Source organism: Mitsuaria sp. BK037, from assembly GCF_014193045.1.
GTDB lineage: Bacteria > Pseudomonadota > Gammaproteobacteria > Burkholderiales > Burkholderiaceae_C > Roseateles.
Genome location: NZ_JACHYS010000002.1, coordinates 434811 through 461177 on the forward strand (window position 1 = coordinate 434811; position 26367 = coordinate 461177).

Sequence of the window (26367 nt, forward strand, 5' to 3'; positions counted from 1 at the left end):
CAACCGCGTTTCAACCGCCCTTCGCCGCCGTCACGATCCCCTGCCCGGCCGCCCAGGCGCCGATGTCGTCCCGGCGGATCGCCGCCGCCATCAGGCCCGGGAACGCATCCGGCGTGCACGCGAACGACGGCACGCCCAGCGCCGCCAGCTTGGCCGCGAGCGCGCGGTCATAGGCCGGCGCGCCTTCGTCGCTGAGCGCCAGCAGCGCCACGCACTGCACGCCGCTCTCGACCAGCGACGCCGCGCGGCGCAGCAGCTGCGGCTCCACGCCGCCTTCATAGAGATCCGAAATCAGCACGAAGATCGTGTTGCGCGGCTCGCGGATCAGCGACTGGCAATACGCCACCGCGCCGTTGATGTCCGTGCCGCCACCCAGCTGGACACCGAACAGCAGATCCACCGGATCGTCCAGCTGCTCGGTCATGTCGACGACCGCCGTGTCGAAGACCACCAGCTTCGTGCTCACCGCCGGCAGCGACGCCAGCACGGCGCCAAAGATGCTCGAGTACACGACCGAGTTCGCCATCGACCCGCTCTGGTCGATGCACAGCACCACCTCGCGCTGCGGCCGCCGCGCCTTGCGGCCGAAGCCATGCAGCGTCTCCGGGATCACCGTGCGATGCGTCGGCTGCCAATGCCGCAGGTTGGCGCGGATGGTGCGGTGCCAGTCGATCTCCGCCAGCCGCGGCCGGCGGTTGCGCTGGCTGCGGTCCAAGGCGCCCGTCACCGCCGCGCGCATCGGCTCCTCGAGCCGCTTCATCAACTCGTCGACGACCTGGCGCACCACGCGGCGCGCCGTCTCCTTCGTGCCCGCCGGAATCACCCGCGACAGCGCCATCAAGTTGGCCACCAGGTGCACGTCCGGCTGCACGCCCTGCAGCATCTCCGGCTGCAGCAGCATGTCGCGCAGGTTCAGACGCTCCAGCGCGTCCTTCTGCATCACCTGCACCACCGTGCTCGGAAAGTACTTGCGGATGTCGCCCAGCCAGCGCGCCACGCGCGGCGCGGAGTTGCCCCGGCCCCCCCGCCGGTCATCGCCCAGACCGCCGTGGTCGTCGTAGAGCGCGCTCAGCGCCTGGTCCATCTCCGCCGCGTCGCCGTTCAGCGCGCCGCAGCTGTCCTGCGCCTCGCCGCCGAGCACCAGCCGCCAGCGGCGCAGGCGATCCGCGTCGTTCCTCTCATCCGAGCCGCTCATGCGTCCACTCCCAACATCGCGCGCAGCAGCGGCAGAGGCAATGCCGCGCGCGCCTCGTCCCATTCCGCCCGCGCCGGGACCATCGCCGTGCCGCCGCCCTTGCGCGCCGCGCGCTGACCCAGGTCGCGGCGCTCGGCCGCGTCGAAATGCGCGAAGGTCCGCCGCACCAGCGGCAGCACGCGGATGAAGTGCTCCTCGTCGAGCCCGCTCAGCCACGCATCGACCAAAGGCCAGACGCCATCGTGATGCAGCAGCACCACCGCGTTGCGGTTGAGGAAGCCATCCAGCCACGCCGCCGCCTTGCCCGGCTCGGCCGCGCGCGACAGATGCAGCGAGATCGCCGTGCCGGCGTCCTCCGCCGTGATCAGGCCGTCGTCCAGCAGCAGCCGCGTACACAGTCCCCGCAGCAAGGCATGCGCGCCTTCACGCGCCGCGAGTTGCGCGATCGCGGCTCGCCATTGCGTGGAGGGCTCGGTCTGCCGCCCCGGATCGCGCAGGCGGATCGCCGATTGCGCGCCCAGCACGCGATCGCGGCACTGCGCGGCCGCCGCGTCGTCGAGCGAATCGCCCGCCAGCGGCAGGCTGATCGCCGCCCGCGTGACCAGACCGTCGAAGACATGACCCACCATCGCCGCGTCGGTCTGCCGCACGTTGCCGTAGCGGAAGACATTGGCGAGCGGCGGCAACGCCGCCAGCAGCTGATCGGCATCCCCGGTCACCGCGGCGTGATCCTGCAGCGCGCGCGACGCGACGATCACCGCCTGCGGCAGATCGGCCAGCAGCACGCGGTCCACGAGCTCGGCCAGCGCGCCCAGCGTGCGTTCGCCGCCGCAGCGCTCGGCCACCGCCGCCGTCGCCGCCTGCGCGACCGACTGGCCCCAGCGGCTGGCCTCGATCAGGCGCAGCGCGAATTCCGGCTGCCACTGCAGCGACCACAGCTCGTGGAAGGTGCCGCGCGAGGACTTGCCCGTGCGCGCGATCTCGCCCCACGGCAGATCGATCAGCCGCAGCCGGTGCAGCAGATGGCTGCGCGCCAGGTCGTTGGGCTGGCGCAGGTCCAGGTCCAGCGTCTTCTGCGTCGCCTCGGGCTTCATCCGCAGCGACTTCTGCATCTGCTCGAGATCCCGCTGCAGCGGTACCGTCGGCACGCCGGCCGGCACCTGGCCGAGTCGGTCGCCGATGACCAGTTCGTCGCGGATGAAGCCGAGCACGGCCTCGTCGCCCAGCGTCATCACGGCGCGCGTGGCCTCGTGCAACTCGTCCAGGCCCGGCGCCGGACGCTGACGCAGCGCGGCCAGCGTGTCGGCCAGCCGGCTGGCCTCGATCAGGTGGGCGGAAGAGCAGTCCAGGTCGCGCTCGCGCATCAGCCGCGCGACGCGCGCCAGCCAGCCGATCGCGCGCGGCCGCCGCTCGCCATCGAGGCCGCTCAGCCACAGGTGCTCGTACCAGCCCGGCGAATGGATGCCGGCGCCGTAGCCGCTCTCACGCGCCAGGTGGCGATAGGTCCACGGCACCCAGGTGCTGCTGACCTTCAGCTTGGGCAGGCCCTTGAGCAGCGCCTGGTCCGCCTTCATCGTGATGTCCGCCTGCAGGCCGCCGAGGTGCCACGCGCCGCAGACCACCGCGATGCGCTCGAAGCCCTCCTTGCGCGCGGCGCGGATGCACTGCCGCATGTGCGCCTCGCGCAGCACCTCGCGGCGCGCGCGCGGCGTCTTCGGATCGAGCGTCTCGTCGTCGCCGGATTCGGCGCGCAGCGTGGTCATCGCCTCGCCGATCGCGGCAAAGAGATCCTCGCCGTCGCCGCGCTCCTCGACCATGTGGTTCCACCACGCCTCGCCATCGGCGTAGCCCGCCGCGCGCGCGAACCAGTCCAGCGGGTCACCACGGCGCGACGGCGCGGGATCGGGCGTCTCGGCGGAGACGGGTTGCGCCTGCTGATCCCCCGCTTGTTGTGCCCCGACTTGCTGCGCCCCCGCTTGCTCGTCATCCGGCTGGTCCTCGTCCGGCTTGTCGTCTTCCGAGTTCAGCTGACCCGCCTGCTCGAGCGCCAGCGACACGCCCACCGGCAGGTCGATGAACCGCGCCGGCACGCCGGCCCCGGCCGCCCAGCGCAGGGCCTGCCATTCAGGCGAGAAGCTCGCGAACGGGTGGTACACCGCGCGGCTCGCGTCCTCGACGCCATGCGTGAGCAGCGCCACCGGCGGCGTCATGTCGGCCTCGAGCACCGCCGCGACGAGGCTGTCCGCCTCGGGCGGTCCCTCGATCAGCACGCAGTCCGGCTTCAATGCCTCGAACGCGGCCAGCAGGCTGCGCGCGCAGCCGGGCCCGTGGTGCCGGACACCGAAGTAATGGACCGGATCGCTCATGGCCTCTCGCGGCTCCGCGTTCAGGACTGCTCGCGGCAGGCGCGATACAGGTCCTTCCAGTCGGCGCGTTCCTTGACGACGGTCTCGAGGTACTCGGTCCACACGACCTGGTCCTGCACCGGGTCCTTGACGATCGCGCCGAGCAGGCCCGAGGCCACATCGCGCGGGCGCATCACGCCGTCGCCGAAGTGGCCCGCCAGCGCCATGCCGCTGTTGATCACCGAGATCGCCTCCGCCGTCGACAGCGTGCCGCTGGGCGACTTCAGCTGCGTCTTGCCGTCCTCGGTGCGGCCGTTGCGCAGCTCGCGGAAGATCTGCACGATGCGGCGCACTTCCTTCAGCGCCGGCGGCTCGGCCGGCAGCTGCAGCGCGGCGCCCAGCTCCGCGACGCGCTTGACGACGATGGACACCTCCGCGTCCTCGCTCGCCGGCACCGGCAGCACCACCGTGTTGAAGCGCCGCTTGAGCGCGGCCGACAGCTCGTTCACGCCCTTGTCGCGGTTGTTGGCCGTGGCGATCACGCTGAAGCCGCGCGTGGCCTGCACCTCGCCGCCGAGCTCCGGAATCGGCAGAGTCTTCTCCGACAGCACCGTGATCAGGCTGTCCTGCACGTCGGCCGGGATGCGCGTCAGCTCCTCGATGCGCGCGATCTTGCCGGCCCGCATCGCCTTCATGAGCGGACTCGGCACCAGCGCCGCCTCGCTCGGGCCGTTGGCCAGCAGCTGCGCGTAGTTCCAGCCGTAGCGCAGCTGTTCCTCGCCGGTGCCGGCGGTGCCCTGGATCAGCAGCGTCGAGTCGCCGCTGACCGCCGCCGACAGATGCTCCGAGACCCACGACTTCGCCGTGCCCGGCACGCCGTAGAGCAGCAGCGCGCGATCGGTGGCGAGCGTCGCGACGGCGATCTCCATCAGGCGCTCGTCGCCGATGTACTTGGCGCTGACTTCGAAGCCGTTCTCCAGCGTGCCGCCCATCAGGTAACGCAGCACCGCCCAGGGCGACATCGCCCAGTTCTCGGGACGCGGGCGCGTGTCCTGGCGCTTGAGCTCGGCGAGCTCCTCGGCGTACTGGTGCTCCGCGTGGCGGCGCAGGACCTGCGAGGCGGCGGAAGTGTCGGGCGTGGTCGTCATGGGGTCCTCGGGGTCGGATCCGGTTGAAGAGCGATCAGGGCGCGGCGCAGCGCGGCCGTCTGCACGACGGCCTGCAGCATGTCCGCATAGGCGGCGGTCTCGCCGGCCGCGCGCTGGTCGGCGATCGAGCCGTAGGCGGACAGGCAGTCGGGATGCACGACGGCGCCGAAGTCGGCCAGCATCGCGCGCACGGTGTAGTCGTCCTTGAGCGTGCCGGCGCGGGCGCGCGTGAGCAGTTGCTCGGTCAGCGCCTGCGACAGCAGCGGGCCCAGCGTCTCGCCACCGCTTGCCGCCGCGATCAGCGCGGACAAGGGCAGCGTGCCCTGCTGCAGATGGCGCAGCCAGTAGCGCTCGCGGCGGGCCTGCGGCAGCCAGCCCAGCACCTGCGCCGCGCGGTGCGACTCGATGCCGGCGCCGAGGTCGCCGAAGGCGTGGTCGAGGAAGGCCTCGCACCAGTCGATTTCGCGCGTGGCGCCGAGCACGTCGAACCAGCCGCGCTGCAGCGCCTCGGACCAGTCGGTCTTGCGCGCCCAGCCGAGCAGCTCGGCGGGCGTCATGCCGGTCGTTTCGGTCCACCAGGCCAGCGGCACCTGACGCACCAGCTGGAACAGCCACCAGCCGCGCTCGCCGAGCTTCTCCTGCTGAGGGCGTTCGGCGATGAGTTGATCGGCGGCCCAATCGCTGCCGGCAGCGGCCGGCGCGTCGATGACCCAGTGCTGGCGCAGCAGCGCACGCTCGCTGCGCAGCAGCGGTGCGAGGCGATCGATGGCGCGTCGCGGATGCGCCGCGCCGGGCAGGCGCAGCAGCAGGCCGAGCGCGACGTCGCGCACCTCGCGGCTGCGGTCGGCGCGCAGGCGGTCTAGCAGCGCTTCGTCGTCGATGGACAGCCCGATGGCGAGCTGCGACGCGAGATCGGCGCGCTCCTTCGAGGGCAGTTCGGCCAAGGCGGCTTCAAGCCGGGCGCGGCCGGCGGCGGCATCAGCCGCGCGCTCGCGGGCAAGGAAGGCGCGGCGCTGCTCGAGCGTGCCCTCGGTCCACTGCGAGTCGTCAAGGGCCTCGCCTCCGACACCGGCCGCATAGCGCCACTCCTCGCGCTGGCGGGCAAGCCACAGGCCGCGTTCGCCGAGCACCGGCAGCAGCGGCGCCCGCAGCGCCACCGAGCGCCGGCCGAGTTCGAGCGCCTGCGGCAGGAGCGTCTCGGGCAGGCGCAGCCCGGCGGCGGCCAGGTCCGCGAAGAGCTGCTGTTGGAGCCGGGTCGGCGCTTCGCTGAGCGCCCAGCGCAGCAAGGACCGCAGGTGTTCGCCCTGCCTGTCGGGGACCACCGGCTGGCGGTCCGCCGCGGCCGGTTCCGGCGGCGCGGCGGCCCAGGCGCGGTCCTGCAGACCGGCGGCCTCGCAGGCCGCGATGACCGCCATCGCGCGCAGCACCTGGTTCGACGGGCCGTCCGCAGCCAGCGCGGCTTGCGACGCGAGTTGGCCGATTTCGCCGGACCATTCGGGCAGCGGTCCCGGCTGGCGTTCGGTGCCGACCATCGCGATCGGTAGCAGCGGCGTCCAGGCGCTCATGCGGCGCTCCGCGTCCAGAGGGGCCGCGCCGATCCGGCGGCCCATGCGGTCAAGGGACTCAGGCGCACGCCGTCCCATTCGCCCATGACGTCGAGCGGATGCGCGCCGGAGACCGCCATCAGCGACCACCAGTCCTCATCGCCCAGACGCAGCGGCACGGCGCGGCCCTCGGCGGTCAGATGCGGCCCTGCGTCGGAGGCGACGGGCGTCGCGTTGGCGAGCACCACGGGATGCAGGGACGCGAACGGATGCGCGGCGATGCGCTGCGCGACGCGCTCCCATTCGGCGCTCCAGGCCTGCGGGGTCACGCCCGCGGCGGCTTCGGTGGAGGCCGGCTCCGTCGATGGCGCCTCGTCCGCGACCAGCGCGCGCAGCGGCGCGCCGCCGGGATAGAAGACCAGCGTGAGGTCCTTGCCGGAACCCGGCAGCCACAGCCCCTCGAAGCCGCGTCCGCCATGCGTGTGATCGAGCAGCCAGGCGCGGCGGCCGGAGCGCGCGCCGTGCAGCCAGACGCGGCGTTCGTTGAGGCGCGCATCGCGTTCCTCGACGATGACGCCGATGACGGTCCAGCGATCGGTCAGGCGCTCGCCCGTGGCGAGCACCTCCGCCTGGTCGAGCGGCCAGCCGCAGACGGTGCGCAGATCCGCCTGGACGGCGGCCGGCAGCGCCTCGCGCCGGCCGATCGCCTCGCAAGCCAGCTGCAGCAGGCCCAGGCGCGCGAGCATGCGCTCGGGCCAGTCCGCGCCGGCGCGCCAGCCATCGGCGGCCGCGGTGAGCCGCTGCCCGAGCCCGGGCGCCTGCGCATCGACCATGCGGGCGGCCATCGTGCGCCAGCCGCGGATCGCGGCGTCGTCGAGCGCGCCGAGGCCGCGGCCGATCTGATCGCCGAGCCAGCGTTGCAGTTCGCCGGCGGCCTCTTCAATGCGACGCCAGCGCTGCCCTTCGCGCTTCGTCGCGCCCTCCGGATCGGCAAGCGCGGAGGCGGCCTGCGCGGGATCGACGCCGTCGGCGAGCTGGACTGCGCGCTCGGCGGCGCGGTCGGCGGCCTTCTGGTCGCGCTCGTCCTTCTTCTGCGCCCGCTCGCCACGCGAGGCCAGCCATTCGGCGACCCAGGCGGGCGGCTCGCCGCTGTTGAACCTCGACGCGTCCTGCGCGCGCAGCATCAACAGCGCGAGGCCGTGCTTGCAGGGGAACTTGCGGCTGGGGCAGGAGCAGCGGAAGGCGGGACCGCTCAGGTCGACCTGCGTCTGGTACGGCTTGGAGCCGCTGCCCTGGCACTCGCCCCAGACGGCGGCGTCATCGGCGCCGAGCAAGGGCCACTTGGCCGGCGAGGTCAGTCCGCGCGCGGCCTTCGCCGATGCCTCGTCCGGCGCCAGCGCCAGCACTCCCTCCATGGTCAGCGTCATGCTGGCCCGCTCCCTGATTGATCGTTGTCCGGTCAGTTGGGGCGGAGTCTAGCTGGCCGTCGCGGCCCCAAGGCCGCACTGCCTCACGGCAGCCGCGCCAACGCCTCCAGATACCTCGGCGCGAGCATCAGCTCATCCCAGGTCAGCGGCGCGGACTGCGGCACCAGCGCCGCGCGGCGCGCCTCGCTGTCGATCGCCGGCATCCAGGCCCCGGTCGACTGCGCCACGGTCAGGCCGTCCAGCAGCTCATCGATCGCGCGGCCGCCCTGCTCCAGGCTCTGGTTGCACAGCAGCACCAGGTCGCAGCCCGCGCCCAGCGCCGCCAGCGCGGCCTCGGTGTACCCGACCGGCCGGCCTTCGATGACGCGTGCCGCCGCCATGCCCAGGTCGTCGCTGAACACCGCACCGGCGAAGCCCAGCCGGTCGCGCAGGATGTCCTGCAGCCAGCGGCGGCTGAAGCCCGCCGGCCGGCTGTCCACCTTGCGGTAGATCACGTGCGCCGGCATCACCGCCGACAGGCTCAGGCTCAGCCACTCGAAGGGCCGCACGTCCTCCGCCAGGATGGCCTTCAGCGAGCGCGTGTCCACCGGCACGCCCACATGCGAATCGACGCTCACCGCGCCGTGCCCCGGGAAGTGCTTGCCGCAGCTGCCCATGCCGGCCAGCGCCAGGCCCTGCATGAGGCTTTGCGCCAGCAGGCTCACCACCCGCGGATCGGCGTGGAAGCTGCGCGAGCCGATCACCGGACTCACCGACTGCCGCGAGGCGTCCTGGTGGTCCAGGTCGAGCACCGGCGTGAAGCTCATGTCCACGCCGCAGGCCCGCAGCTCCAGCGCCAGCACCAGGCCGGTAGCCGTCGCGGCCTGCACGGCGCGCATCGCGTCGTCCATCCACAGCTCGCCGAGCGTGCGCATCGCCGGCAAGGCCGTGAAGCCATCGGTGCGGAAGCGCTGCACGCGGCCGCCTTCCTGGTCGACGGCGATCAGCAGGTCCGGCCGCAGCGACTTGGCCTCGGCACACAGCGCCGTCAGCTGGGCGCGGCTCTCGAAGTGGCGCGCGAACAGGATCATCCCGCCGGTCAGCGGATGCGCCAGCCGGCGACGGTCGTCGGCGGTCAGCGTGGTGCCCGCGATGTCGAGGATCACCGGCGAATGCAGGGAATCGGTCATTGGTCTGTCTCTCTCGTTGAACAGGCGTCGTCGCGCCCGCATGGTTTCTGATCGTCGCGGCCGCGGCGAAGGCGGCGTCGCCGGCGCGGCTCAGTCCCGCGTCTCGACGACGACGAACGCGGTGGCGTAGTCCGTCTCGTCGCTGACGCTGACGTGGGCTCTCAGGCCCTTGGCCTCGAACCACTCGGCCAGGCCGTCGTGCAGCCGGACCTCCGGCTTGCCGCTGCGCGCCTTGACGATCTCGCAGGCGCGCCAGGTCATCGGCATGCGCATGCCCAGCCCGATCGCCTTCGAGAACGCCTCCTTCGCCGAGAACCGCGTCGCCAGGTAGGCGATGCCCCGCGCCGGGACCTTGGCATACCGCTCGCGGAACACCTCGATCTCGTGCGGGCCCAGCACCTTCCCGGCGAAGCGCTCCCCGCGCCGTTCGAAAGTGCTGCGGATGCGCCGGATGTCGCAGACGTCCGTGCCGATGCCGTAGATCATCGCGACCCTTTCATGCGCGCCCGGTGCGCGTCTCGTGCCTGCTGCGTGGTGCTTGCGTGCGCAAATGCAATCAGACGTAGGCGCGCTGGATGCAGCGCTGGTAGTCCCGCACCGTCTCGGCATAACCGAGCTCGAGCGCATCCGCGATCAGCGCGTGGCCGATCGAGACCTCGGCCACGCCCGGCACCTCGCGCAGGAAGCGCGTCAGGTTGTCGCGGTTCAGGTCGTGGCCCGCGTTGATGCCCAGGCCCTGCGCCAGCGCCGCGCGCGCCGCGGCGGCGAAACCGGCCACGACCTCGGCCTCGCGTGGCGTGCCAAAGGCGCTCGCCCAGGTCTCGGTGTAGAGCTCGATGCGCTCCGCGCCCAGCGCCGCCACGTGGGCCATCGCTTCGGGCAGCGGGTCCATGAACAGGCTCACCCGCACGCCCAGCGACCGGCATTCGGCGATCATCGGACGCAGCCGCTCAGCATCGGCCGGCAGGTTCCAGCCGTGGTCGGAGGTGAACTGGTCCTCGCTGTCGGGAACGAAGGTCGCCTGGTGCGGACGGACTTCGCGGATGAAGTCCATCAGGTTCTGCGTCGGGTTGCCCTCGATGTTGTATTCGGCCTGCGGCCAGGCCTTCATCAGCGCGGCGAGCTCGCGCACATCGTGCGCGCGGATGTGGCGCTCGTCGGGCCGCGGATGCACCGTGATGCCCTGCGCGCCGGCCTCCAGGCACCGCTGCGCCGCGCGCGTCACGCTGGGGATGCCCAGGTGCCGCGTGTTGCGCAGCAGCGCGACCTTGTTGACGTTGACCGAGAGCGCGCAGCGCGCGTCATGGCGACCGGATTCGGGAGCGATCAGCGGATTCATGTGAGCAGCTTCTGGACGTCGAGCAGCACCTGCCGCGTCCGCAGAGGACGATGGCCCAGATGATAGTGAAGCAGGCCGCGCAGCAGCGGCTTCAGGGTCGGTCCGGCGAGTTCGCAGGCCTGCTGCAGCGCCGCCTGGCTGCCATGCAGCAGCGCCGCCTGGATCTGGATGAAGGCCATGCCGGTGAGCTGCGGCGCGTCATGCGTGGGCACGATCACGCCGGACTCCGGCGCCAGCATGTAGGGACGCTCCGGATCGAGCGGCGCCTGCGTCGTGGCCAGCACGCTCAGGTCGGGCAGCAGGCCGCAGGTGGCCAGCAGCGTCAGCTCGAAGGCGCGCAGCGCCGCCTGTGCATCGTCCACCGAGGCCAGGCGCGGCAGCAGCGCCGCGTAGGCGTCGAACAGGCCCGGCTGCGGATCCTGCCGCGGCAGGAATTTCAGCAGCAGCTCGTTGACGTAGTAGCCGCTGAACAGCGCCGCACCGCTGGGCAGCGTCTGTCCGCCGACCCACTCGGCGCCGCGCAACGACTGCACCTCGGCCGCGCCGTCCTCGTTCATCTTCGAGGGCTTGGACAGCGTCACCTGCAGGCGCAGGAAGGGCAGCAGCACCGATCTCAGCTGCGAATAGGGCCGCTTGGCGCCCTTGGCGACGACCGCCAGCCGCCCATGCTCGCGGCTGAACAGGTCCAGCACCAGGCTGGTCTCGCTCCAGTCGTAGTGGTGCAGGACAAAAGCCGCCTGCGTGGCGGGCGGCTTCGGCGCGCGGGTGGCCATGGGCGCGGACCGTCAGCGAGCGCGCGGCGCGCTCACTCGTAGCCGTAGCTTCTGAGGTGCTCTTCGCTGTCGGCCCAGCCGGAGCGGACCTTCACCCACAGCTCCAGGAACACGCGCGCGTCCATCAGCGTCTCGAGCTCCTGGCGGGCCTCGGAGCCGATGCGCTTGAGGCGCTCGCCGCCCTGGCCGATGACCATGCCCTTCTGGGCGTCGCGCTCGACCACGATGGTCGCGGCGATGCGGCGCAGGTTGCCCTCTTCCTCCCAGCGGTCGATGATCACCGTCGCCTCGTAGGGCAGCTCGTCGCCGGTCAGGCGGAAGAGCTTCTCGCGGATCATCTCGGCGGCCAGGAACTTCTCGCTGCGGTCGGTCAGCGCGTCCTCCTCGTAGAACCATTCCTGGTTCGGGAGGTAGGGCTTCAGGATCTGGAACAGGCGCTGGACGTCGGAGTCCTTCTTCGCCGACAGCGGCACGAACTCGCTGAAGTTGCGGCGCTCCTGCATGCTCTTGAGCCAGGGCATCAGCTCGGCGCGGCGGTGCACCGCATCCAGCTTGTTGGCGATCAGCACCACCGGCTTGTCCTGCGGCAGCAGCGACAGCACCTTGGCATCGTCCAGGCCGAAGCGGCCGGCCTCGACCACGAACAGCACCAGGTCCACGTCCGCCAGCACGCCCTGCACCGTCCGGTTCAGGTTGCGGTTGAGCGCGGTGCTGTGCTTGGTCTGGAAGCCGGGGGTGTCGACGAAGACGAACTGCGCCTCGTCGACGGTGCGCACGCCGGTGATGCGATGGCGCGTGGTCTGCGCCTTCTTCGAGGTGATCGAAACCTTCTGCCCGACCAGCGCGTTCAGCAGCGTGGACTTGCCGACGTTGGGCCGGCCGACGATCGCGATCAGGCCGCAGCGCTGGTCGCCTTCGTACGGCGGCGCGCCGATGCCGCCCTGCACCTCGGGCAACCCGTCGTCGTCGAGGTCCTCATCGAGGTCCTCGTCCCGGTCATCGCCGCCTTCGGGAGCGGCGGCGGCGTTGGGGTCCAGCGGGGTGTCGGGGGCGTGCGGGGCGTTCAGAGCGGGGTCCTTGGGAAGGGGGGCGCCGGCCGGGGAGGCGGACGTCGATTCGGGCGGCGAATCGGAAACGGATTCGGAAACAGAAAGGGAATCGGACGAGGACGCCGTCGGCGGCGTCCTCGGGGGTCTCGGTGCGTTCATCGCGGGCTCCGCGTCAGTCGCGCAGGCCGGTGCCGGGCCGGTCGCCGGCCAGCAGTTCATCGAGCACCTGCCGGGCCGCCTCCTGCTCGGCGATCCGGCGCGAGCGGCCCTCGCCGCGGCGCGACAGCGTCAGCGCGGCCACTTCGCACTCGACGGTGAAGGTCTGCGCGTGCGCCTGGCCCCGCGTCTCGACGATGCGGTAGGCCGGCACCGCCAGCTTGCGGGCCTGCAGCCATTCCTGCAGCGCGGTTTTCGCGTCCTTGGCCCATTGGTCGATGCCGCTGGCGGCGATCGTCTCGCCCAGCAGGCGGCGGACGATCTCGCGGGCGGCCTCGTAGCCGCCGTCCTGGAAGGCGGCGCCGATGACCGCTTCCAGCGCGTCGGCCAGGATGGACGGCCGCTGGCCGCCACCGCCGCGGGCCTCGCCCTCGCTCATCCGCAGCGCCTCCGGCATCTGCAGCTGCAGCGCCAGGCGATGCAGGCTGTCCTCGCGCACCAGGTGCGCGCGGATGCGGGTCAAGTCGCCTTCATCCGACCCGGCGAAACGCTCGTACAAGAGCGCCGACACCGCCAGGTTCAGCACCGCGTCGCCGAGGAATTCCAGGCGCTCGTTGTGCTGCTGGCCGAAGCTGCGGTGCGTCAACGCGCGCTGCAGCAGTCCCGCTTGCGTGAAGCGGTAGCCAAGGCGTTGCTGGAGGGCGTCGAGCGCTTGCGGAGTCATGGGCGGAGGTGTGCCGTGCGGGCGGGTCAGTGCGACTCGCCTTTGTACTTGATCAGCAGGAAGGCCGGGCCGAACAGGGGCACTTCCTTGTCGTACGCGAAGCTGATCTTCACCTTGTCGTCGACCTTGGTGATGTTCAGGTCCTTGGGCTCGATGCTGACGATCGAGTATTCGATCTGCTTGGTGCGCTCGAACGAGTCGCGCGCCGCCGCCACGGTGGACGGGCCATCCTTGGCGATCTTGTCGATCGCGCGCTGGATCGTGTAGTACTCCATCACGGTCGGCACCACCCGCAGCACGATCACCGATCCGCCGCCAATGATCACCGCCCAGAACAGCAGTCCCAGCAGGCTGATGCCTCGTTGAATCTTCCGTGCCCTCATCACGCGTCGCTCCGCAAATAGTCGTTGGAACAAAGTAGTCGATCGTCGCCGGCGCCGCCTCAGCGGATGCTGCCGATGCGCTTCAGGTTGCCGAAATTCATCCACACCACGAAGGCGCGGCCGACGATGTTCTCATCCGGCACGAATCCCCAGAAGCGGGAATCCTGGGAGTTGTCGCGGTTGTCGCCCATCATGAAGTAATGACCGGCCGGCACCTTGCAGGTCACGCCCTCGGCCGTGTAGGTGCAGTTCTCGCTGTACGGGAAGTCCCACTGCTTGCGGATGACGCCCGGCGACTCCGGGGCGACCAGGATCTGGTGCTCGACCGCGCCCAGCTTCTCGGTGAAGCGCGGACGGAAACGCATCGAGCCGGGATCCTCGTCGAAGTACTCGCCCTGCGAGACGGTCTCCACCAGCTTGCCGTTGAGGTACAGCTTCTGGTTGAGGTAGGCGATCTCGTCGCCGGGCAGGCCGACGGCGCGCTTGATGTAGTCGACGCTGGGGTTCTGCGGGAAGCGGAACACCACCACGTCGCCACGCTGGACATCGTTGTTGCTGATGATCTTCTTGTTGATCACCGGCAGACGGATGCCGTAGTGGTACTTGTTCACCAGGATCAGGTCGCCGATCAGCAGCGTCGGCACCATCGAGCCCGAGGGAATCTTGAACGGCTCGAACATGAACGAGCGCAGCAGGAACACGATCAGGATCACCGGGAACAGGCCGGCGGTCCAGTCCAGCCACCAGGGCTGGCGCAGCAGTTCCTCGCGGGCGCCTTCCACGTCGCCGTCGACGCGCTGGATGCCCTGCGCGGCCAGCGAGGCGCGACGCGCCGCGTCGCTCTCGCCCAGGCGGACCGCGGCGCGACGGCGCGCGGGCTCGAAGTGGAAGCGCTCGGCCAGCCAGTAGGCCAGCGTCACCGTGGTGAGGATCAGCAGCAGCAGCGAGAAGTTGCCGTTCCAGTAGCCCGTGTACCAGCCGCCCAGGTAGGCGATCAGGGCGGCGTACAGCAGCCCGGTCAATGCGCTCATGGCTTTCATTCTTCGACTTGGAGGATGGCCAGGAAGGCTTCTTGCGGCACCTCCACCGAACCGATTTGCTTCATGCGCTTCTTGCCGGCCTTCTGCTTCTCCAGCAGCTTGCGCTTGCGGGTGATGTCACCGCCGTAGCATTTTGCCAGCACGTTCTTGCGCAGCGCCTTGATGTTCTCGCGCGAGATGATGTTGGCGCCGATCGCCGCCTGGATGGCCACGTCGTACATCTGGCGCGGGATGATCTCGCGCATCTTCGCGGCCACCTGGCGGCCGCGGAACTGGGACTGCGAGCGGTGCACGATCAGCGACAGCGCGTCGATCCGGTCGCCGTTGATCAGCATGTCGACCTTGACGACGTCGGAGGCGCGGTATTCCTTGAACTCGTAGTCCATCGACGCGTAGCCGCGCGAGACCGACTTCAGCTTGTCGAAGAAGTCCAGCACGATCTCGGCCAGCGGGATCTCGTAGGTCAGCATGACCTGACGGCCGTGGTACGCCATGTTCAGCTGCACGCCGCGCTTCTGGTTGGCCAGCGTCATCACCGGGCCGACGTATTCCTGCGGCATGTACAGGTGGACCGTCACGATCGGCTCGCGGATCTCGCCGATCTTGCTCTGCTCGGGCATTTTGGACGGGTTCTCAACCTCGATCACCTCGCCGTCGCCCAACTGGACTTCGTACACCACGCTCGGCGCGGTGGTGATCAGGTCCTGGTCGAATTCGCGCTCCAGGCGCTCCTGCACGATCTCCATGTGCAGCAGGCCCAGGAAGCCGCAGCGGAAGCCGAAGCCCAGCGCCTGCGAGACTTCCGGCTCGAAGCGCAGCGAGGCGTCGTTCAGCTTGAGCTTTTCCAGCGCGTCGCGCAGCTGGTCGTACTCGCTCGCCTCGGTGGGGTACAGGCCGGCGAAGACCTGGGGCTGGATCTCCTTGAAGCCGGGCAGCGCCTCGGCAGCGGGGCCGAGGTTGTTGGGCAGCTTCTTTTCCAGCGTGATGGTGTCGCCCACCTTCGCCGCGGCCAGTTCCTTGATGCCGGCGATGATGAAGCCCACCTGGCCGGCGCTGAGCTGGTCGCGGTTCTCCGACTTCGGCGTGAACACGCCCAGGTGCTCGGCCGGGTAGACGGCGTTGGTGGCCATCATCCGGATGCGCTCGCCCTTCTTCAGCGTGCCGTCGACGACGCGCACCAGCATCACGACGCCGACGTAGTTGTCGAACCACGAGTCGATGATCATCGCGCGCAGCGGCGCCTCGACCACGCCCTTGGGCGGCGGCATGCGGGCGATGACGGCCTCGAGGATGTCGTCGATGCCCATGCCGGTCTTGGCCGAGCACGGGATCGCGTCGGTCGCGTCGATGCCGATGACGTCCTCGATCTCCGCCTTGGCGCCGTCCGGATTGGCCTGCGGCAGGTCCATCTTGTTCAGGACCGGGATCACCTCCACGCCCAGCTCCAGCGCGGTGTAGCAGTTCGCCACCGTCTGGGCCTCGACGCCCTGGCTCGCGTCCACCACCAGCAGCGCGCCCTCGCAGGCGGACAGCGAGCGGCTCACCTCATAGGAGAAGTCCACGTGGCCGGGGGTGTCGATCAGGTTCAGGTTGTAGACCTGCCCGTCGCGCGCCTTGTACTGCAGCGCGGCGGTCTGGGCCTTGATCGTGATGCCGCGCTCGCGCTCGATGTCCATCGAGTCCAGCACCTGCGCTTCCATCTCCCGGTCGGACAGACCTCCGCAGCGCTGGATGATCCGGTCGGCCAGCGTGCTCTTGCCGTGGTCGATGTGGGCAATGATCGAGAAATTGCGGATGTGGTTCATGGACTCGGACGGAGACCGCGAACTCGCCCGCCACGCCAGCGACCCTCGAGCGGGGCACGCTGAGACGACGCTGCGGACGGTCGGTCGGGCGGTGTTGCACGGTCCTTCTCAGGACCTGAACGGGACATAAAAAAAAGGCACGTCGAAACGGTGACGCGCCTTCCAACAAAACGTATGGCAACTGCTTGTTGGGCTTTCATTGTAGCCAAAAGCCCCGCCCTGGAAACCGCATGGATGCGAGCTTCTCGCGCGTTGCCCTTCGCCAACAGCGATTTCATGCACAGGTTATCCACAAAACTTGGGGGCATCCTGTGGATCGCTGAGCCCATCAAAATGGAGCCTTCCGATTCACCGTCGGAACAGCGACAAAGCTGCCCGAACGCGCCCGGATTGTAGCGGAGCGAGGCACCAATGCCTCGCCTTGGTCACAGCCGTTAGCAAGCACCAACCGACGGCCGGACGTGCCGCTCATCACGAATCACCGGCCTGGGATTCCGCATTGCGGAAAGCCCCAGGCCGGCGCTGGGTTGACGCTGAGCGCGCTCACCCCTTGCCCGGCTTGAGCACGACATAGGTGGCGACCTCGCCCCGGCGGACGAGCATCTGCAGCGATTTCCCCTTTTCGACCTTCGCCAGCGCCGCCTGGAATTGCTTGATGGTCTTCACCTCGGCGTTGTTGGTCGAGAGGATCACGTCGCCGGCCTTCAGGCCTGCGCGTGCCGCCGGCCCCTCGGCCGTGTCGATGCGCAGGCCGCCGTCCACCTTCAGTTCCTTGCGCTGCGCTTCGCTGAGCTCGCTGACGGTCAGGCCCCAGGCCTGCGCGCCGGTGGCGGCCGGTGTTTCAGCCTCCGGCGCGGCGGGCGTGCGGTCATCCGGCAGCGCATCGAGCGTCGCGACGAGGTCCTTGTAGGCACCGCGGCGGAACACCTGCAGCGGCACCTTCGTGCCCGGCTTGGTCGCGGCGGCAAGCCGGCGCAGGTCGACCGCCTTCTCCACGGTCTTCCCGTCGAACTTGGTGATCACGTCGCCCAGTTGGAGACCGGCCTTCTCGCCGGGACCCGCCGGCGTGATGCGACTGATCAGCGCGCCCTGCGGCTTGCCCAGGCCGATGGCCTCGGCGACCTCCTTGCTGACGTCATCCGGATACACGCCCAGCATGCCGCGCGTCACCCGTCCGCTGGCGCGGAGCTGATCGGCCACGCGCATCGCCTCGTCGATCGGGATCGCGAACGAGATCCCCATGAACCCGCCCGACTGGCTGTAGATCTGCGAGTTGATGCCCACCACCTCGCCACGCAGGTTCAGCAGCGGCCCCCCGGAGTTGCCGGGGTTGATGGCGACGTCGGTCTGGATCAGCGGCAGCAGGTCACCGGTGTCGCGCGCCTTGGCGCTGACGATGCCGGCCGTCACCGTGTTGTCGAAGCCGAAAGGCGAGCCGATGGCCATGACCCATTCGCCGACCTTGAGCTTGCCGACATCCCCCATCCGCAGCAGCGGCAGGTTGCTCGCCTCGATCTTCAGCACGGCGACGTCGGTGCGGCGATCCAGGCCCACGACCTTGGCCTTGAACTCCCGCTTGTCGGTCAGCGTGACCATGACCTCGTCGGCGTCGTCGACGACATGCGCATTGGTCATCACGAAGCCGTCGGCCCCGATCACGAAGCCCGAACCGAGGCCGCGACGCTGCGGCGCATCGTCATCCTCGTCGTCGTCCGGGGCCGGCGCGGGCGTGGCGCCGGGCGGCGTCCGGCGCTGCGGCGGCACCGGGATGCCGAAACGGCGCAGCAGTTCGCGCATCTGTTCATCGACCTGCGGATTCGCGGCCTTGACCTTCTCCGAGGTCCGGATGTTGACGACGGCCGGCCCGGCCTGTTCCACCAGGGCGCTGAAGTCGGGCAGCGCGCGCGCCAGGTCGGGCGTGGCGACTGGCACGGCGGCGGGGGGCGCGGGTTTCGTCGTGGTCTGGGCGCTGACGCCCAGCGACCCGCTCATCAGGGCGGCGCTGGCGATCGCCAGGGCAAGACGTGAAGGGGTGCGGGAACGATCGGAGTTGGGCATGAACACTCGCAGGTGGCGATGCAGGGTCGAAAGGCTCACATCATGCCCGCATTTCGAAACGGGCATGAGTCAGCCTCGAGCGAGGAACAGGTGAAGCCGCAGCAGCGTCCATTGGGCGCCGAGCGCGCCGCGCGAAGCGGCGACCCAGCGCACCGGCTGCCGGCCCCGGCGGGTGGCGCCATCGGCCGCCCCAGCGGGGTTCAGCCGCAGCAGCATCCACCGTTCGATGTCGATGAAGACGTCCGGCGTGACGGCAAGCGGCTCGCCCGCCCGCAGCCACCACCATTGCGCGCCGTCCCACCGCAGGACGTCGGGCGCATGCGCGCGCACCGGCAGCGCCGCGGCCACGAGCGCGATGCCCAGGGGGCCAAGCAGCATCACGAGGTCGGACGCCTGCGCGAAGAAACCCGCCTGCCGCAGCACGGCGGCCACGACCGCGGCGGCACCTGCAGCGAGCACGGCGCGCTGCAGGCGCTCCCAGCGCGCATCGCGCGGCAATGAAAAACGCCGGGCAGCAGCCCGGCGTGGTGTCGATCGGTCCGGCGTCATCGGTCGCCGCCCGTGTCGAGGGTCCTGGATCAGACCCGCTTGAAGATCAGCGTGCCGTTCGTGCCGCCGAAGCCGAAGTTGTTCTTCGCGGCGTACTCGATCGGCATCTTCCGCGCCTCATTGGCGCAATAGTCCAGGTCGCACTCGGGATCCTGGTTGAAGATGTTGATCGTCGGCGGAGCGACCTGGTCGTGGATCGCCTTGACGGTGAAGACGGACTCGATGCCGCCCGCGCCGCCCAGCAGGTGGCCGGTCATCGACTTCGTCGACGACACCACCAGGCCGTTCTTCGCATACGCGCCGAAGGCCTGCTTGATCGCGTTGGTCTCGTTGGCGTCGCCCAGCGGCGTGGACGTGCCGTGCGCGTTCATGTACTGGATCTGGTCCGCGTTCAGGCCCGCGTTGCGCAGCGCGTTGCGCATCGAGCGCGTCGGGCCGTCCACGTCGGGCGCGGTCATGTGGTACGCGTCGGCGCTCATGCCGAAGCCCACCAGTTCCGCGTAGATCTTCGCGCCGCGCTTCTTGGCGTGCTCGTACTCCTCGAGCACCAGCACACCGGCGCCCTCGCCCAGCACGAAGCCGTCGCGATCCTTGTCCCAGGGACGGGACGCGGTCTTCGGGTCGTCGTTGCGGGTGGACAGCGCGCGGGCCGCGGCGAAACCGCCGACGCCCAGCGGCGACACCGTCGACTCCGAGCCGCCGGCGACCATGACGTCGGCGTCACCCGCCTCGATCATGCGGCCGGCCTGGCCGATGCTGTGCAGCCCCGTCGTGCACGCCGTCACGATCGCCAGGTTCGGGCCCTTGAACCCGCACTGGATCGAGACGTGGCCCGAGATCATGTTGATGATCGACGCCGGCACGAAGAACGGACTGATGCGGCGCGGGCCGCGATTGGTCAGTTCCGCGTGGGTCTCCTCGATCATCGGCAGGCCGCCGATGCCCGAGCCGACCAGCACGCCGATGCGCTCCGCCAGTTCGGGGCTGAGCGCGTCGCCGGTGGGCAGACCCGAGTCGCGGATCGCCTGCAGCGACGCCGCCAGCCCGTAATGGATGAACGTGTCCATGTGCCGGGCTTCCTTCGCGGGGATGTAGTCATCCACCTTGAAGTCCTTGACCTCGCCAGCGAAATGGCAGGCCAGGGGGCTGGCATCGAAACGGGTGATGGTGTCGATGCCGGACTTGCCAGCCACGATGTTGGCCCAGCCCTGCTCGACCGTGTTGCCCACGGGCGAGATCAGGCCGAGACCGGTGACGACGACGCGACGACGGCTCATGCTGCTTGCTTACGCCTTCTGGTGCTTGACCGCGTAGTCGATCGCCAGTTGAACGGTGGTGATCTTCTCGGCCTCTTCGTCCGGGATCTCGATGCCGAACTCGTCTTCGAGGGCCATCACCAGTTCCACGGTGTCCAGAGAATCAGCGCCCAGATCGGCGACGAAGGCCTTTTCATTGGTCACATCGGCTTCGGGCACGCCGAGTTGCTCGGCGATGATTTTCTTGACACGTGCTTCGATATCGCTCATGACTCCTCCAGGAGGGGTTTGCTAGAACAACCCGGGATTCTAAGGCCTTAGAGTGGCGCCCCTAGTTCGGACCTCCCGAGGCGCGCCTTCCTCGATGGATACGGCGCGCGCTCGCACTCTATCAGCCCCACACCGGCCGGGTGAATCCGGTGGGTGGCCCGCCCGCGAGGGGCGGCTTCCACCTCAATTCATGTACATGCCGCCGTTGACATGCAGCTCGACGCCGGTGATGTAGCCCGCCTCGGGCGACGCCAGGAAGGCGACGGCATGCGCGATCTCGGCCGGGTCGCCCAGGCGGCCCGCCGGAATCTGCGCCAGCAGCGCGGCCTTCTGCGCCTCGGGCAGCACGTCGGTCATGTCGGTGGCGATGAAGCCGGGGGCGACGCAGTTCACCGTGATCGAGCGGCTGCCCAGTTCCCGTGCGAGGGCACGCGTCATGCCCGCCACGCCGGCCTTGGCGGCCGCGTAGTTGGCCTGGCCGGCATTGCCGGAGGCGCCCACCACCGAGGTGATGTTGACGATGCGGCCGTAGCGCTGCTTCATCATCGGCCGCATCACCGCGCGGCTGGCGCGGAAGACGGCCTTCAGGTTGGTGTCCAGGACGGCGTCCCAGTCCTCGTCCTTGAGGCGCATGGCGAGCATGTCCTTCGTGATGCCGGCGTTGTTGACCAGCACCTGGATGCCGCCGTCCTGCTTGACGATGGCGTCGATCAGCGCATCGACGGCCGCGCCGTCATTGACGTTGAGCACCGCGCCGCGACCGCCGTGCGGCGCCAGCGCCTCGGTGATGGCCTGCGCGCCGGACTCGCTGGTCGCGGTGCCGATCACGACGAAGCCCTTCTGGGCCAGCGTCAGCGCGATCGCGCGGCCGATGCCGCGGCTGGCGCCGGTCACCAGCGCCACTTGCTTGTTGTCGGACATGGGGAACCTCGGAAGGGATTCGGGGAAAAGGGGTTCAGGCCTCAGGCCAGCAGGGCCTTGGCCTCGACCAGCGAGGCCGGGTCGAGCACGGTGGCGCTGGCCAGTTCGGCATCGATGCGCTTGGCCATGCCGGCCAGCACCTTGCCCGGGCCGCATTCGATGACGGTGCTCAGGCCGCGCGCCTTGAGCGCCTGCACCACCTCGACCCAGCGCACCGGGCCGAAGGCCTGGCGGAAGAGCGCGTCGCGCAGCGCCTCGATGTCGTCGGTCACGGCGACGTCGATGTTGTTGATCACCGGGAAGGCGGCCGGCTGGAAGGCGACCACGGCGAGCTTCTCCCGCAGGCGGTCGGCGGCCGGCTTCATCAGGCTGGAGTGGAACGGCGCGGACACCGGCAGCGGCAGCGCGCGCTTGGCGCCCGCGGCCTTGAGCGCCTCATTGGCCTTCTCCACGCCCGCCTTGGAGCCGGCGATCACCGTCTGCTTCGGGTCGTTGAAGTTGACCGCCTCGACGACCTCGCCCGATGCGGCGGCGACCTGCTGGCAGACCTCGCGCACCACGGCGGCGTCCAGGCCCAGGATCGCGGACATCGCGCCGGTGCCGACCGGCACGGCTTCCTGCATCGCCTGCGCGCGGAAACGCACCAGCGGCAGCGCGTCGGACAGGCTCAGCGCGCCGGCGGCCACCAGCGCCGTGTACTCGCCCAGCGAGTGGCCGGCGGCGGCCGAGGGCACCAGGCCGGTCTCGGCGATCCAGGCGCGATAGTTGGCGACGCCGGCGGTCAGCATCACCGGCTGCGTGTTGGTGGTCAGGTCCAGCTGTTCCTTGGGACCGTTCTTGATCAGCGCGCCGATGTCCTCGCCCAGCGCGGCGGAGGCCTCGGCCAGCGTGCGGACGACTTCCGGGTGATCGCCCCAGGCGTCCAGCATGCCCACCGATTGGGAGCCCTGGCCGGGGAAGACGAATGCGAAGTTCTTGCTCATGGCGGTTGGGTCCGAAGCTAACGAATCAGAGGGGGCAGAGAGGGAGCACAAGGGAACGGCGCGGGGACCGGCAACCGCGCGCGTCGCACGTCGACGCGACCGTGGAGCGGCCGGTGTCGCGTTCAAGGCGACACGTCGGACGGGGCCGGACAAGCCGGCTTCAAGCAGGCATCAGTAATCCAGCAGCACCGCGCCCCAGGTGAAACCACCGCCCACGCCTTCCAGCATCACCGTGTCGCCGCGCTTGATCTTGCCGGCGCGCACCGCGACGTCGAAGGCCAGCGGGATCGAGGCGGCGGAGGTGTTGCCGTGTTCGTCGACGGTCGCGATCAGCTTGTCCAGCGACATCTTCAGCTTCTTGGCCGTGCCCTGCATGATCCGGATGTTGGCCTGGTGGGGGATCAGCCAGTCGATGTCGGCATCGGTGCGGCCAGCCTTGTCCAGGACCGAGCGGGCCACCTTCTCGAGCACGCCCACGGCCAGCTTGAACACCGCCTGGCCGTCCATCTTCAGCAGCGGATGGCCCAGCACCTCGCCGCCGGACACGGTGCCCGGGGTGCAGAGGATGTCGGCATGGCGGCCGTCGGCATGGAGTTCGCTCGCGAGGATGCCGGGCTCGTCGCTGGCGCCGACGACCACGGCGCCGGCGCCGTCGCCGAACAGCACGCAGGTGGTGCGGTCCTTGAAGTCGAGGATGCGCGAGAACACTTCCGCGCCGACCACCAGCGCCTTGGTCGCGGCGCCGCTCTTGATCATCGCGTCGGCGACGGTCAGCGCATACACGAAGCCGGAGCACACGGCCTGCACGTCGAAGGCGGCGCAGCCGTGGATGCCGAGCTTCTGTTGCAGCAGGCAGGCGGTGGACGGGAACACCATGTCCGGCGTGGACGTGGCGACGATGATCAGGTCGATCTCATCGGCGCGGACGCCGGCCGCTTCGAGCGCCGCGAGCGACGCGGGCAGCGCGAGGTCGCTGGCGGTGACCTGCGGGTCGGCGAAGTGACGGGCGTGAATGCCGGTGCGCTCGACGATCCATTCATGGGAGGTCTCGATCCCGTCGCGGGCGAGGCGTTCCGCGAGGGCCGCGTTGGTGACGCGGTTGGCGGGCAGGTAGCTGCCCGTGCCGAGGATGCGGGTATGGCGCTTGGAAGCAGTGGTCATGCAGCGTGGGCGGCGGCGGCCGCCTGGTCTCCAGCATCGACGCCCTCCTCATTGGCCGGCGCGGGGAGCGCCTGCAGCGTCGCGACGATGCGATCGTGAACCCGGTCTAGGAGCCGGTTGCGGGCCGCATCATACGCCCGGTTCAGCGCCTGCTCGAAAGCGAAGGCATCGGCCGAGCCGTGGCTCTTGAAGACCAGTCCGCGCAGGCCCAGCAGCGCCGCGCCGTTGAAGCGGCGGTGGTCGACGCGATTCTTGAAGCGCTGCAGCACCGGCATCGCCAGCAGCGCGATGAGCTTGGTCCAGGGGGTCCGGGTGAACTCCGCCTTGATGAAGCTGGAGATCATGCTGGCCAGCCCTTCGGCCGTCTTCAGCGCGACGTTGCCGACGAAGCCGTCGCAGACGACGACGTCGGTCGTGCCCTTGAAGATGTCGTTGCCCTCGACGTTGCCGTGGAAGTTGAGCTGGTCATGGGCGGCGACCTCGCGCAGCAGTTCGCCGGCGCGCTTGATGGTCTCGTTGCCCTTGATCATTTCCTCGCCGATGTTCAGCAGGCCGACGCTCGGGTTCTCCTTGCCGTCCACCGCCGACACCAGCGCGCTGCCCATGACGGCGAACTGCAGCAGGTGCTCGGGACCGCAGTCGACGTTGGCGCCGAGGTCCAGCACGGTGGTGAAGCCGCCCACCTGGTTGGGCATGACGGTGGCGATGGCCGGCCGGTCGATGCCTTCGAGCGTCTTGAGCAGGTACTTGGCGACCGCCATCAGCGCGCCGGTGTTGCCGGCCGAGACGCAGGCCTGCGCGAGCGCGGGCGTGCCGTCCTTGCCCGGCTTGAGCTGCGAGAGCGCCACCCGCATCGACGAATCCTTCTTGCGGCGCAGCGCGACCTCGATCGGGTCGTCCATGCTGACGACCTCGCTGGCGGGGACGATGCGCACGCGCGGCCAGGCGGCCGCTTCCTGGAGCGCCTCGGGCAGGCCGACCAGCAGCAGCTCCGCTTGCGGATGCGCGGCGAGGAAGGCCCGGCAGGCCGGGAGCGTCACGGCGGGGCCGTGATCGCCGCCCATGCAGTCCACCGCCAGACGGAGCGGCTCGGCGGAGGGCGATGAGCGGGTGGCGGGAAGTGCGGTCATCGAAACCTGAGGAGAAGAATCACCGGTCGAAGCTGCGACTGTAGCGACCTCGCAAGAAGCGTGCGCGACAGCCGGCCCCAGCCGGCGCACGCATCCCGGGCATTCCGGGTGCGCGCGAAGAAGGTGAGAAGACGACGGAAATGCGAAAGCCCGGCAACGCGAGGCGCTGAACCGGGCTTTCTTCTTGTCGTGAGGACCAGGCGGAAGGCGCCTTGCGGCGGCTTCCTGACCGGCTGATCGCGTCGATCAGGCGGCGTCGGCCTTGGTCTTCAGCACCTTGCGGCCACGATAGAAGCCGTTGGGGCTGATGTGGTGGCGCAGATGCACTTCACCGGTGGTCGGCTCGATCGCGGTGCCCGGGGTGCCCAGGGCGTTGTGCGAGCGGTGCATGCCACGCTTCGACGGGGACTTCTTGTTTTGCTGAACGGCCATGATTGATTCTCCTAAAGGCTTCGGCTGGCTTCGGTGGTTCGAGGCTTGCTCGGGCTCTCGAGAGAACTCGAGCTGTGCCGCGGATCCCACGAGGATGCTCCGCTACCGACGCCTCGGTCCCGGCGGGCCGCCCACATGGACGGCCATTTCGAACCGGGAAAGCCGGAAACTATAGCACAGCGGGCATCCGGGCGGCAATCCGGGCGGTGAACCCGTCGCATGATCGGCGGCCGCTTCGCGAGCACAAGGTCGCGCGGAGCCGCCCCGTCCCGCGCCTCAAGCCTTGCCGCCACCCTTCTTGAGGGCGGCCAGCGCGGCGAACGGGTTCGGGCGCTCCTCTTCCGGCGCCTCGTCCTCCTCGACATTGGCATGCGGCAGCGGCTCCGGGCACTCGTCGTGACGCGGGACCACCGGCAGCTCCAGCAGCAGCTCGTCCTCGACCAGCTCGCGCAGGTTGAGGTGGCGCGCCAGCGCGAGCACGTCATCGTCCGAATCCATGTCCAGTTCAGCGGCCATGTCCTCGTCCTTGACGAAGCGGAACCAGCGCGAGACCGCCAGGTCCTCGCGCACCGGCTTCAGGCAGCGCTGGCAGGTCAGCGCGACCTGCGCCTCGGCGCCGAGCTCCAGCCAGATCTGCGGCTCGCCGCCCTTGGGCGTGCGGGTCTCCCCCCGGGTGGTCCACCGAACGGGGGGCCAGTGGGCGGGATCGGACTCGGGCGCGGCCGATTCAGCCAGGCGCGGCAGGCTGGTGGCGGGCCACTCGCCCTCGAGCGAGGCACCCTCCCGGGCGAAGGTCTCGACATCGAGCTTCAGGGGATCGAACGAACGCGGTTTCATGGGGCGCAAGTGTACGAGCCGGCTCTACCCGGGTGGGAGAATCCCGCCCCATGACCGCCCTTCCCCGCCCGCTGATCCTCGGCTCCACCTCCCGCTACCGGCGCGAACTGCTGGAGCGCCTGCGGCTGCCCTTCGAGACCGCGGCGCCCGAAGTCGACGAAGCCCCTCGCGCCGGCGAATCGCCCGAGGCGCTCGCGCGCCGGCTGGCGCTGGCCAAGGCGCAGGCCGTGGCCGCGCGCTTTCCGCAGGCGCTGGTGATCGGCTCCGACCAGGTCGCGGACCTGGCGGGCCAGCCGATCGGCAAGCCCGGCACGCATGAGCGGGCGGTCGAGCAGTTGCAGGCCATGCGCGGCCGCACCGTCGTGTTCCAGACGGCGGTCGCGGTGGTCTGCGCGGCGACCGGCTTCGTCGGCGAGGACCTGGCGGCGGTGCGCGTGCGCTTCCGCGACCTGAGCGATGCCGACATCGAGCGCTACCTCCGCGCCGAGCAACCTTACGACTGCGCCGGCAGCGCCAAGGCCGAGGGGCTGGGCATCGCGCTGCTCGAGGCCATCGATTCCGACGACCCCACCGCGCTGATCGGCCTGCCGCTGATCCGCACCGCGGCATTGCTCCGCCAGGGTGGGCTCGACGTACTGGGCCTGCTGACCTGAACACCTCGCTTCCCGACCCT

Annotated in this window: 25 protein-coding genes; 1 reads left to right on the forward strand and 24 read right to left on the reverse strand. The window is 70.0% G+C overall.

Annotated features, from left to right (window positions below; all coding sequences use genetic code 11):
* Positions 1 to 10: 10 nt before the first annotated feature.
* The 24 genes from FHT37_RS14050 to FHT37_RS14165 form a co-directional block, all read right to left on the reverse strand.
* Positions 11 to 1195: a VWA domain-containing protein gene (locus FHT37_RS14050; protein WP_147241043.1), complete on the reverse strand. Its 1185-nt coding sequence runs from the start codon at positions 1193 to 1195 to the stop codon at positions 11 to 13.
* Positions 1192 to 3561, reverse strand: a complete 2370-nt coding sequence (locus tag FHT37_RS14055; RefSeq protein WP_183482281.1) for a DUF5682 family protein — start codon at positions 3559 to 3561, stop codon at positions 1192 to 1194. Before FHT37_RS14055 ends, FHT37_RS14050 begins: the two co-directional genes overlap by 4 nt.
* Positions 3562 to 3581: 20 nt before the next feature.
* Positions 3582 to 4688 carry an AAA family ATPase gene (locus tag FHT37_RS14060; protein ID WP_091726592.1) on the reverse strand — a complete coding sequence of 369 codons (1107 nt, stop codon included), beginning with the start codon at positions 4686 to 4688 and terminating at the stop codon, positions 3582 to 3584.
* Positions 4685 to 6253: a DUF5691 domain-containing protein gene (locus FHT37_RS14065; protein WP_183482284.1), complete on the reverse strand. Its 1569-nt coding sequence runs from the start codon at positions 6251 to 6253 to the stop codon at positions 4685 to 4687. Before FHT37_RS14065 ends, FHT37_RS14060 begins: the two co-directional genes overlap by 4 nt.
* Positions 6250 to 7659, reverse strand: a complete 1410-nt coding sequence (locus FHT37_RS14070; RefSeq protein ID WP_183482287.1) for an SWIM zinc finger family protein — start codon at positions 7657 to 7659, stop codon at positions 6250 to 6252. The genes FHT37_RS14065 and FHT37_RS14070 overlap by 4 nt, the downstream gene beginning before the upstream one ends.
* An 83-nt stretch (positions 7660 to 7742) precedes the next feature.
* A complete protein-coding gene (nagZ, locus tag FHT37_RS14075; protein WP_183482290.1) occupies positions 7743 to 8828 on the reverse strand; it encodes a beta-N-acetylhexosaminidase in 1086 nt (361 codons plus the stop codon).
* Between the two features lie 90 nt (positions 8829 to 8918).
* A complete protein-coding gene (gene acpS / locus FHT37_RS14080) occupies positions 8919 to 9314 on the reverse strand; it encodes a holo-ACP synthase (protein ID WP_183482293.1) in 396 nt (131 codons plus the stop codon).
* Between the two features lie 70 nt (positions 9315 to 9384).
* Positions 9385 to 10167 (reverse strand): pyridoxine 5'-phosphate synthase, encoded by a 783-nt coding sequence (locus FHT37_RS14085; protein WP_183482296.1) that lies wholly within the window; start codon positions 10165 to 10167, stop codon positions 9385 to 9387.
* Positions 10164 to 10940, reverse strand: a complete 777-nt coding sequence (gene recO, locus FHT37_RS14090; protein ID WP_091726612.1) for a DNA repair protein RecO — start codon at positions 10938 to 10940, stop codon at positions 10164 to 10166. Before recO ends, FHT37_RS14085 begins: the two co-directional genes overlap by 4 nt.
* A gap of 32 nt (positions 10941 to 10972) precedes the next feature.
* Positions 10973 to 11896 (reverse strand): GTPase Era, encoded by a 924-nt coding sequence (gene era, locus FHT37_RS14095; RefSeq protein WP_091726617.1) that lies wholly within the window; start codon positions 11894 to 11896, stop codon positions 10973 to 10975.
* 265 nt (positions 11897 to 12161) lie between these two features.
* Positions 12162 to 12869 carry a ribonuclease III gene (rnc, locus tag FHT37_RS14100; protein ID WP_091726622.1) on the reverse strand — a complete coding sequence of 236 codons (708 nt, stop codon included), beginning with the start codon at positions 12867 to 12869 and terminating at the stop codon, positions 12162 to 12164.
* Between the two features lie 26 nt (positions 12870 to 12895).
* A complete protein-coding gene (locus FHT37_RS14105; protein WP_091726626.1) occupies positions 12896 to 13252 on the reverse strand; it encodes a DUF4845 domain-containing protein in 357 nt (118 codons plus the stop codon).
* Between the two features lie 59 nt (positions 13253 to 13311).
* Positions 13312 to 14292 (reverse strand): signal peptidase I, encoded by a 981-nt coding sequence (gene lepB, locus FHT37_RS14110; protein WP_183482303.1) that lies wholly within the window; start codon positions 14290 to 14292, stop codon positions 13312 to 13314.
* A complete protein-coding gene (gene lepA / locus FHT37_RS14115; protein WP_091726633.1) occupies positions 14289 to 16097 on the reverse strand; it encodes a translation elongation factor 4 in 1809 nt (602 codons plus the stop codon). Before lepA ends, lepB begins: the two co-directional genes overlap by 4 nt.
* A gap of 543 nt (positions 16098 to 16640) precedes the next feature.
* Positions 16641 to 18155, reverse strand: coding sequence for a DegQ family serine endoprotease (locus FHT37_RS14120; RefSeq protein ID WP_255489656.1), 1515 nt, complete (start codon positions 18153 to 18155; stop codon positions 16641 to 16643).
* Between the two features lie 69 nt (positions 18156 to 18224).
* Positions 18225 to 18704 carry a hypothetical protein gene (locus tag FHT37_RS14125; RefSeq protein WP_183482306.1) on the reverse strand — a complete coding sequence of 160 codons (480 nt, stop codon included), beginning with the start codon at positions 18702 to 18704 and terminating at the stop codon, positions 18225 to 18227.
* Positions 18705 to 18733: 29 nt separating this feature from the next.
* The gene (gene fabF, locus FHT37_RS14130) at positions 18734 to 19981 is read right to left on the reverse strand and encodes a beta-ketoacyl-ACP synthase II (RefSeq protein WP_091726647.1); all 1248 of its coding nucleotides are present in this window, start codon (positions 19979 to 19981) and stop codon (positions 18734 to 18736) included.
* A gap of 9 nt (positions 19982 to 19990) precedes the next feature.
* On the reverse strand, positions 19991 to 20230 hold the full coding sequence (acpP, locus tag FHT37_RS14135; RefSeq protein ID WP_058936430.1) for an acyl carrier protein: 240 nt from the start codon (positions 20228 to 20230) through the stop codon (positions 19991 to 19993).
* Between the two features lie 183 nt (positions 20231 to 20413).
* Positions 20414 to 21151 (reverse strand): 3-oxoacyl-ACP reductase FabG, encoded by a 738-nt coding sequence (gene fabG / locus FHT37_RS14140; protein WP_183482309.1) that lies wholly within the window; start codon positions 21149 to 21151, stop codon positions 20414 to 20416.
* 41 nt (positions 21152 to 21192) lie between these two features.
* A complete protein-coding gene (gene fabD, locus FHT37_RS14145; RefSeq protein WP_183482312.1) occupies positions 21193 to 22134 on the reverse strand; it encodes an ACP S-malonyltransferase in 942 nt (313 codons plus the stop codon).
* Positions 22135 to 22305: 171 nt separating this feature from the next.
* Positions 22306 to 23295 carry a beta-ketoacyl-ACP synthase III gene (locus tag FHT37_RS14150; RefSeq protein ID WP_183482315.1) on the reverse strand — a complete coding sequence of 330 codons (990 nt, stop codon included), beginning with the start codon at positions 23293 to 23295 and terminating at the stop codon, positions 22306 to 22308.
* Positions 23292 to 24425 carry a phosphate acyltransferase PlsX gene (gene plsX, locus FHT37_RS14155; protein ID WP_147239911.1) on the reverse strand — a complete coding sequence of 378 codons (1134 nt, stop codon included), beginning with the start codon at positions 24423 to 24425 and terminating at the stop codon, positions 23292 to 23294. The genes FHT37_RS14150 and plsX overlap by 4 nt, the downstream gene beginning before the upstream one ends.
* 246 nt (positions 24426 to 24671) lie before the next feature.
* Entirely contained in the window at positions 24672 to 24857 is a 186-nt protein-coding gene (rpmF, locus tag FHT37_RS14160; RefSeq protein WP_091726670.1) for a 50S ribosomal protein L32, read from the reverse strand.
* A 276-nt stretch (positions 24858 to 25133) separates the two neighbouring features.
* Entirely contained in the window at positions 25134 to 25694 is a 561-nt protein-coding gene (locus FHT37_RS14165; protein WP_183482318.1) for a DUF177 domain-containing protein, read from the reverse strand.
* 50 nt (positions 25695 to 25744) lie between these two features.
* Between FHT37_RS14165 and FHT37_RS14170 the strand changes: the two genes are divergently transcribed.
* Positions 25745 to 26347, forward strand: coding sequence for a Maf family nucleotide pyrophosphatase (locus tag FHT37_RS14170; RefSeq protein WP_183482321.1), 603 nt, complete (start codon positions 25745 to 25747; stop codon positions 26345 to 26347).
* Positions 26348 to 26367 lie beyond the last annotated feature (20 nt).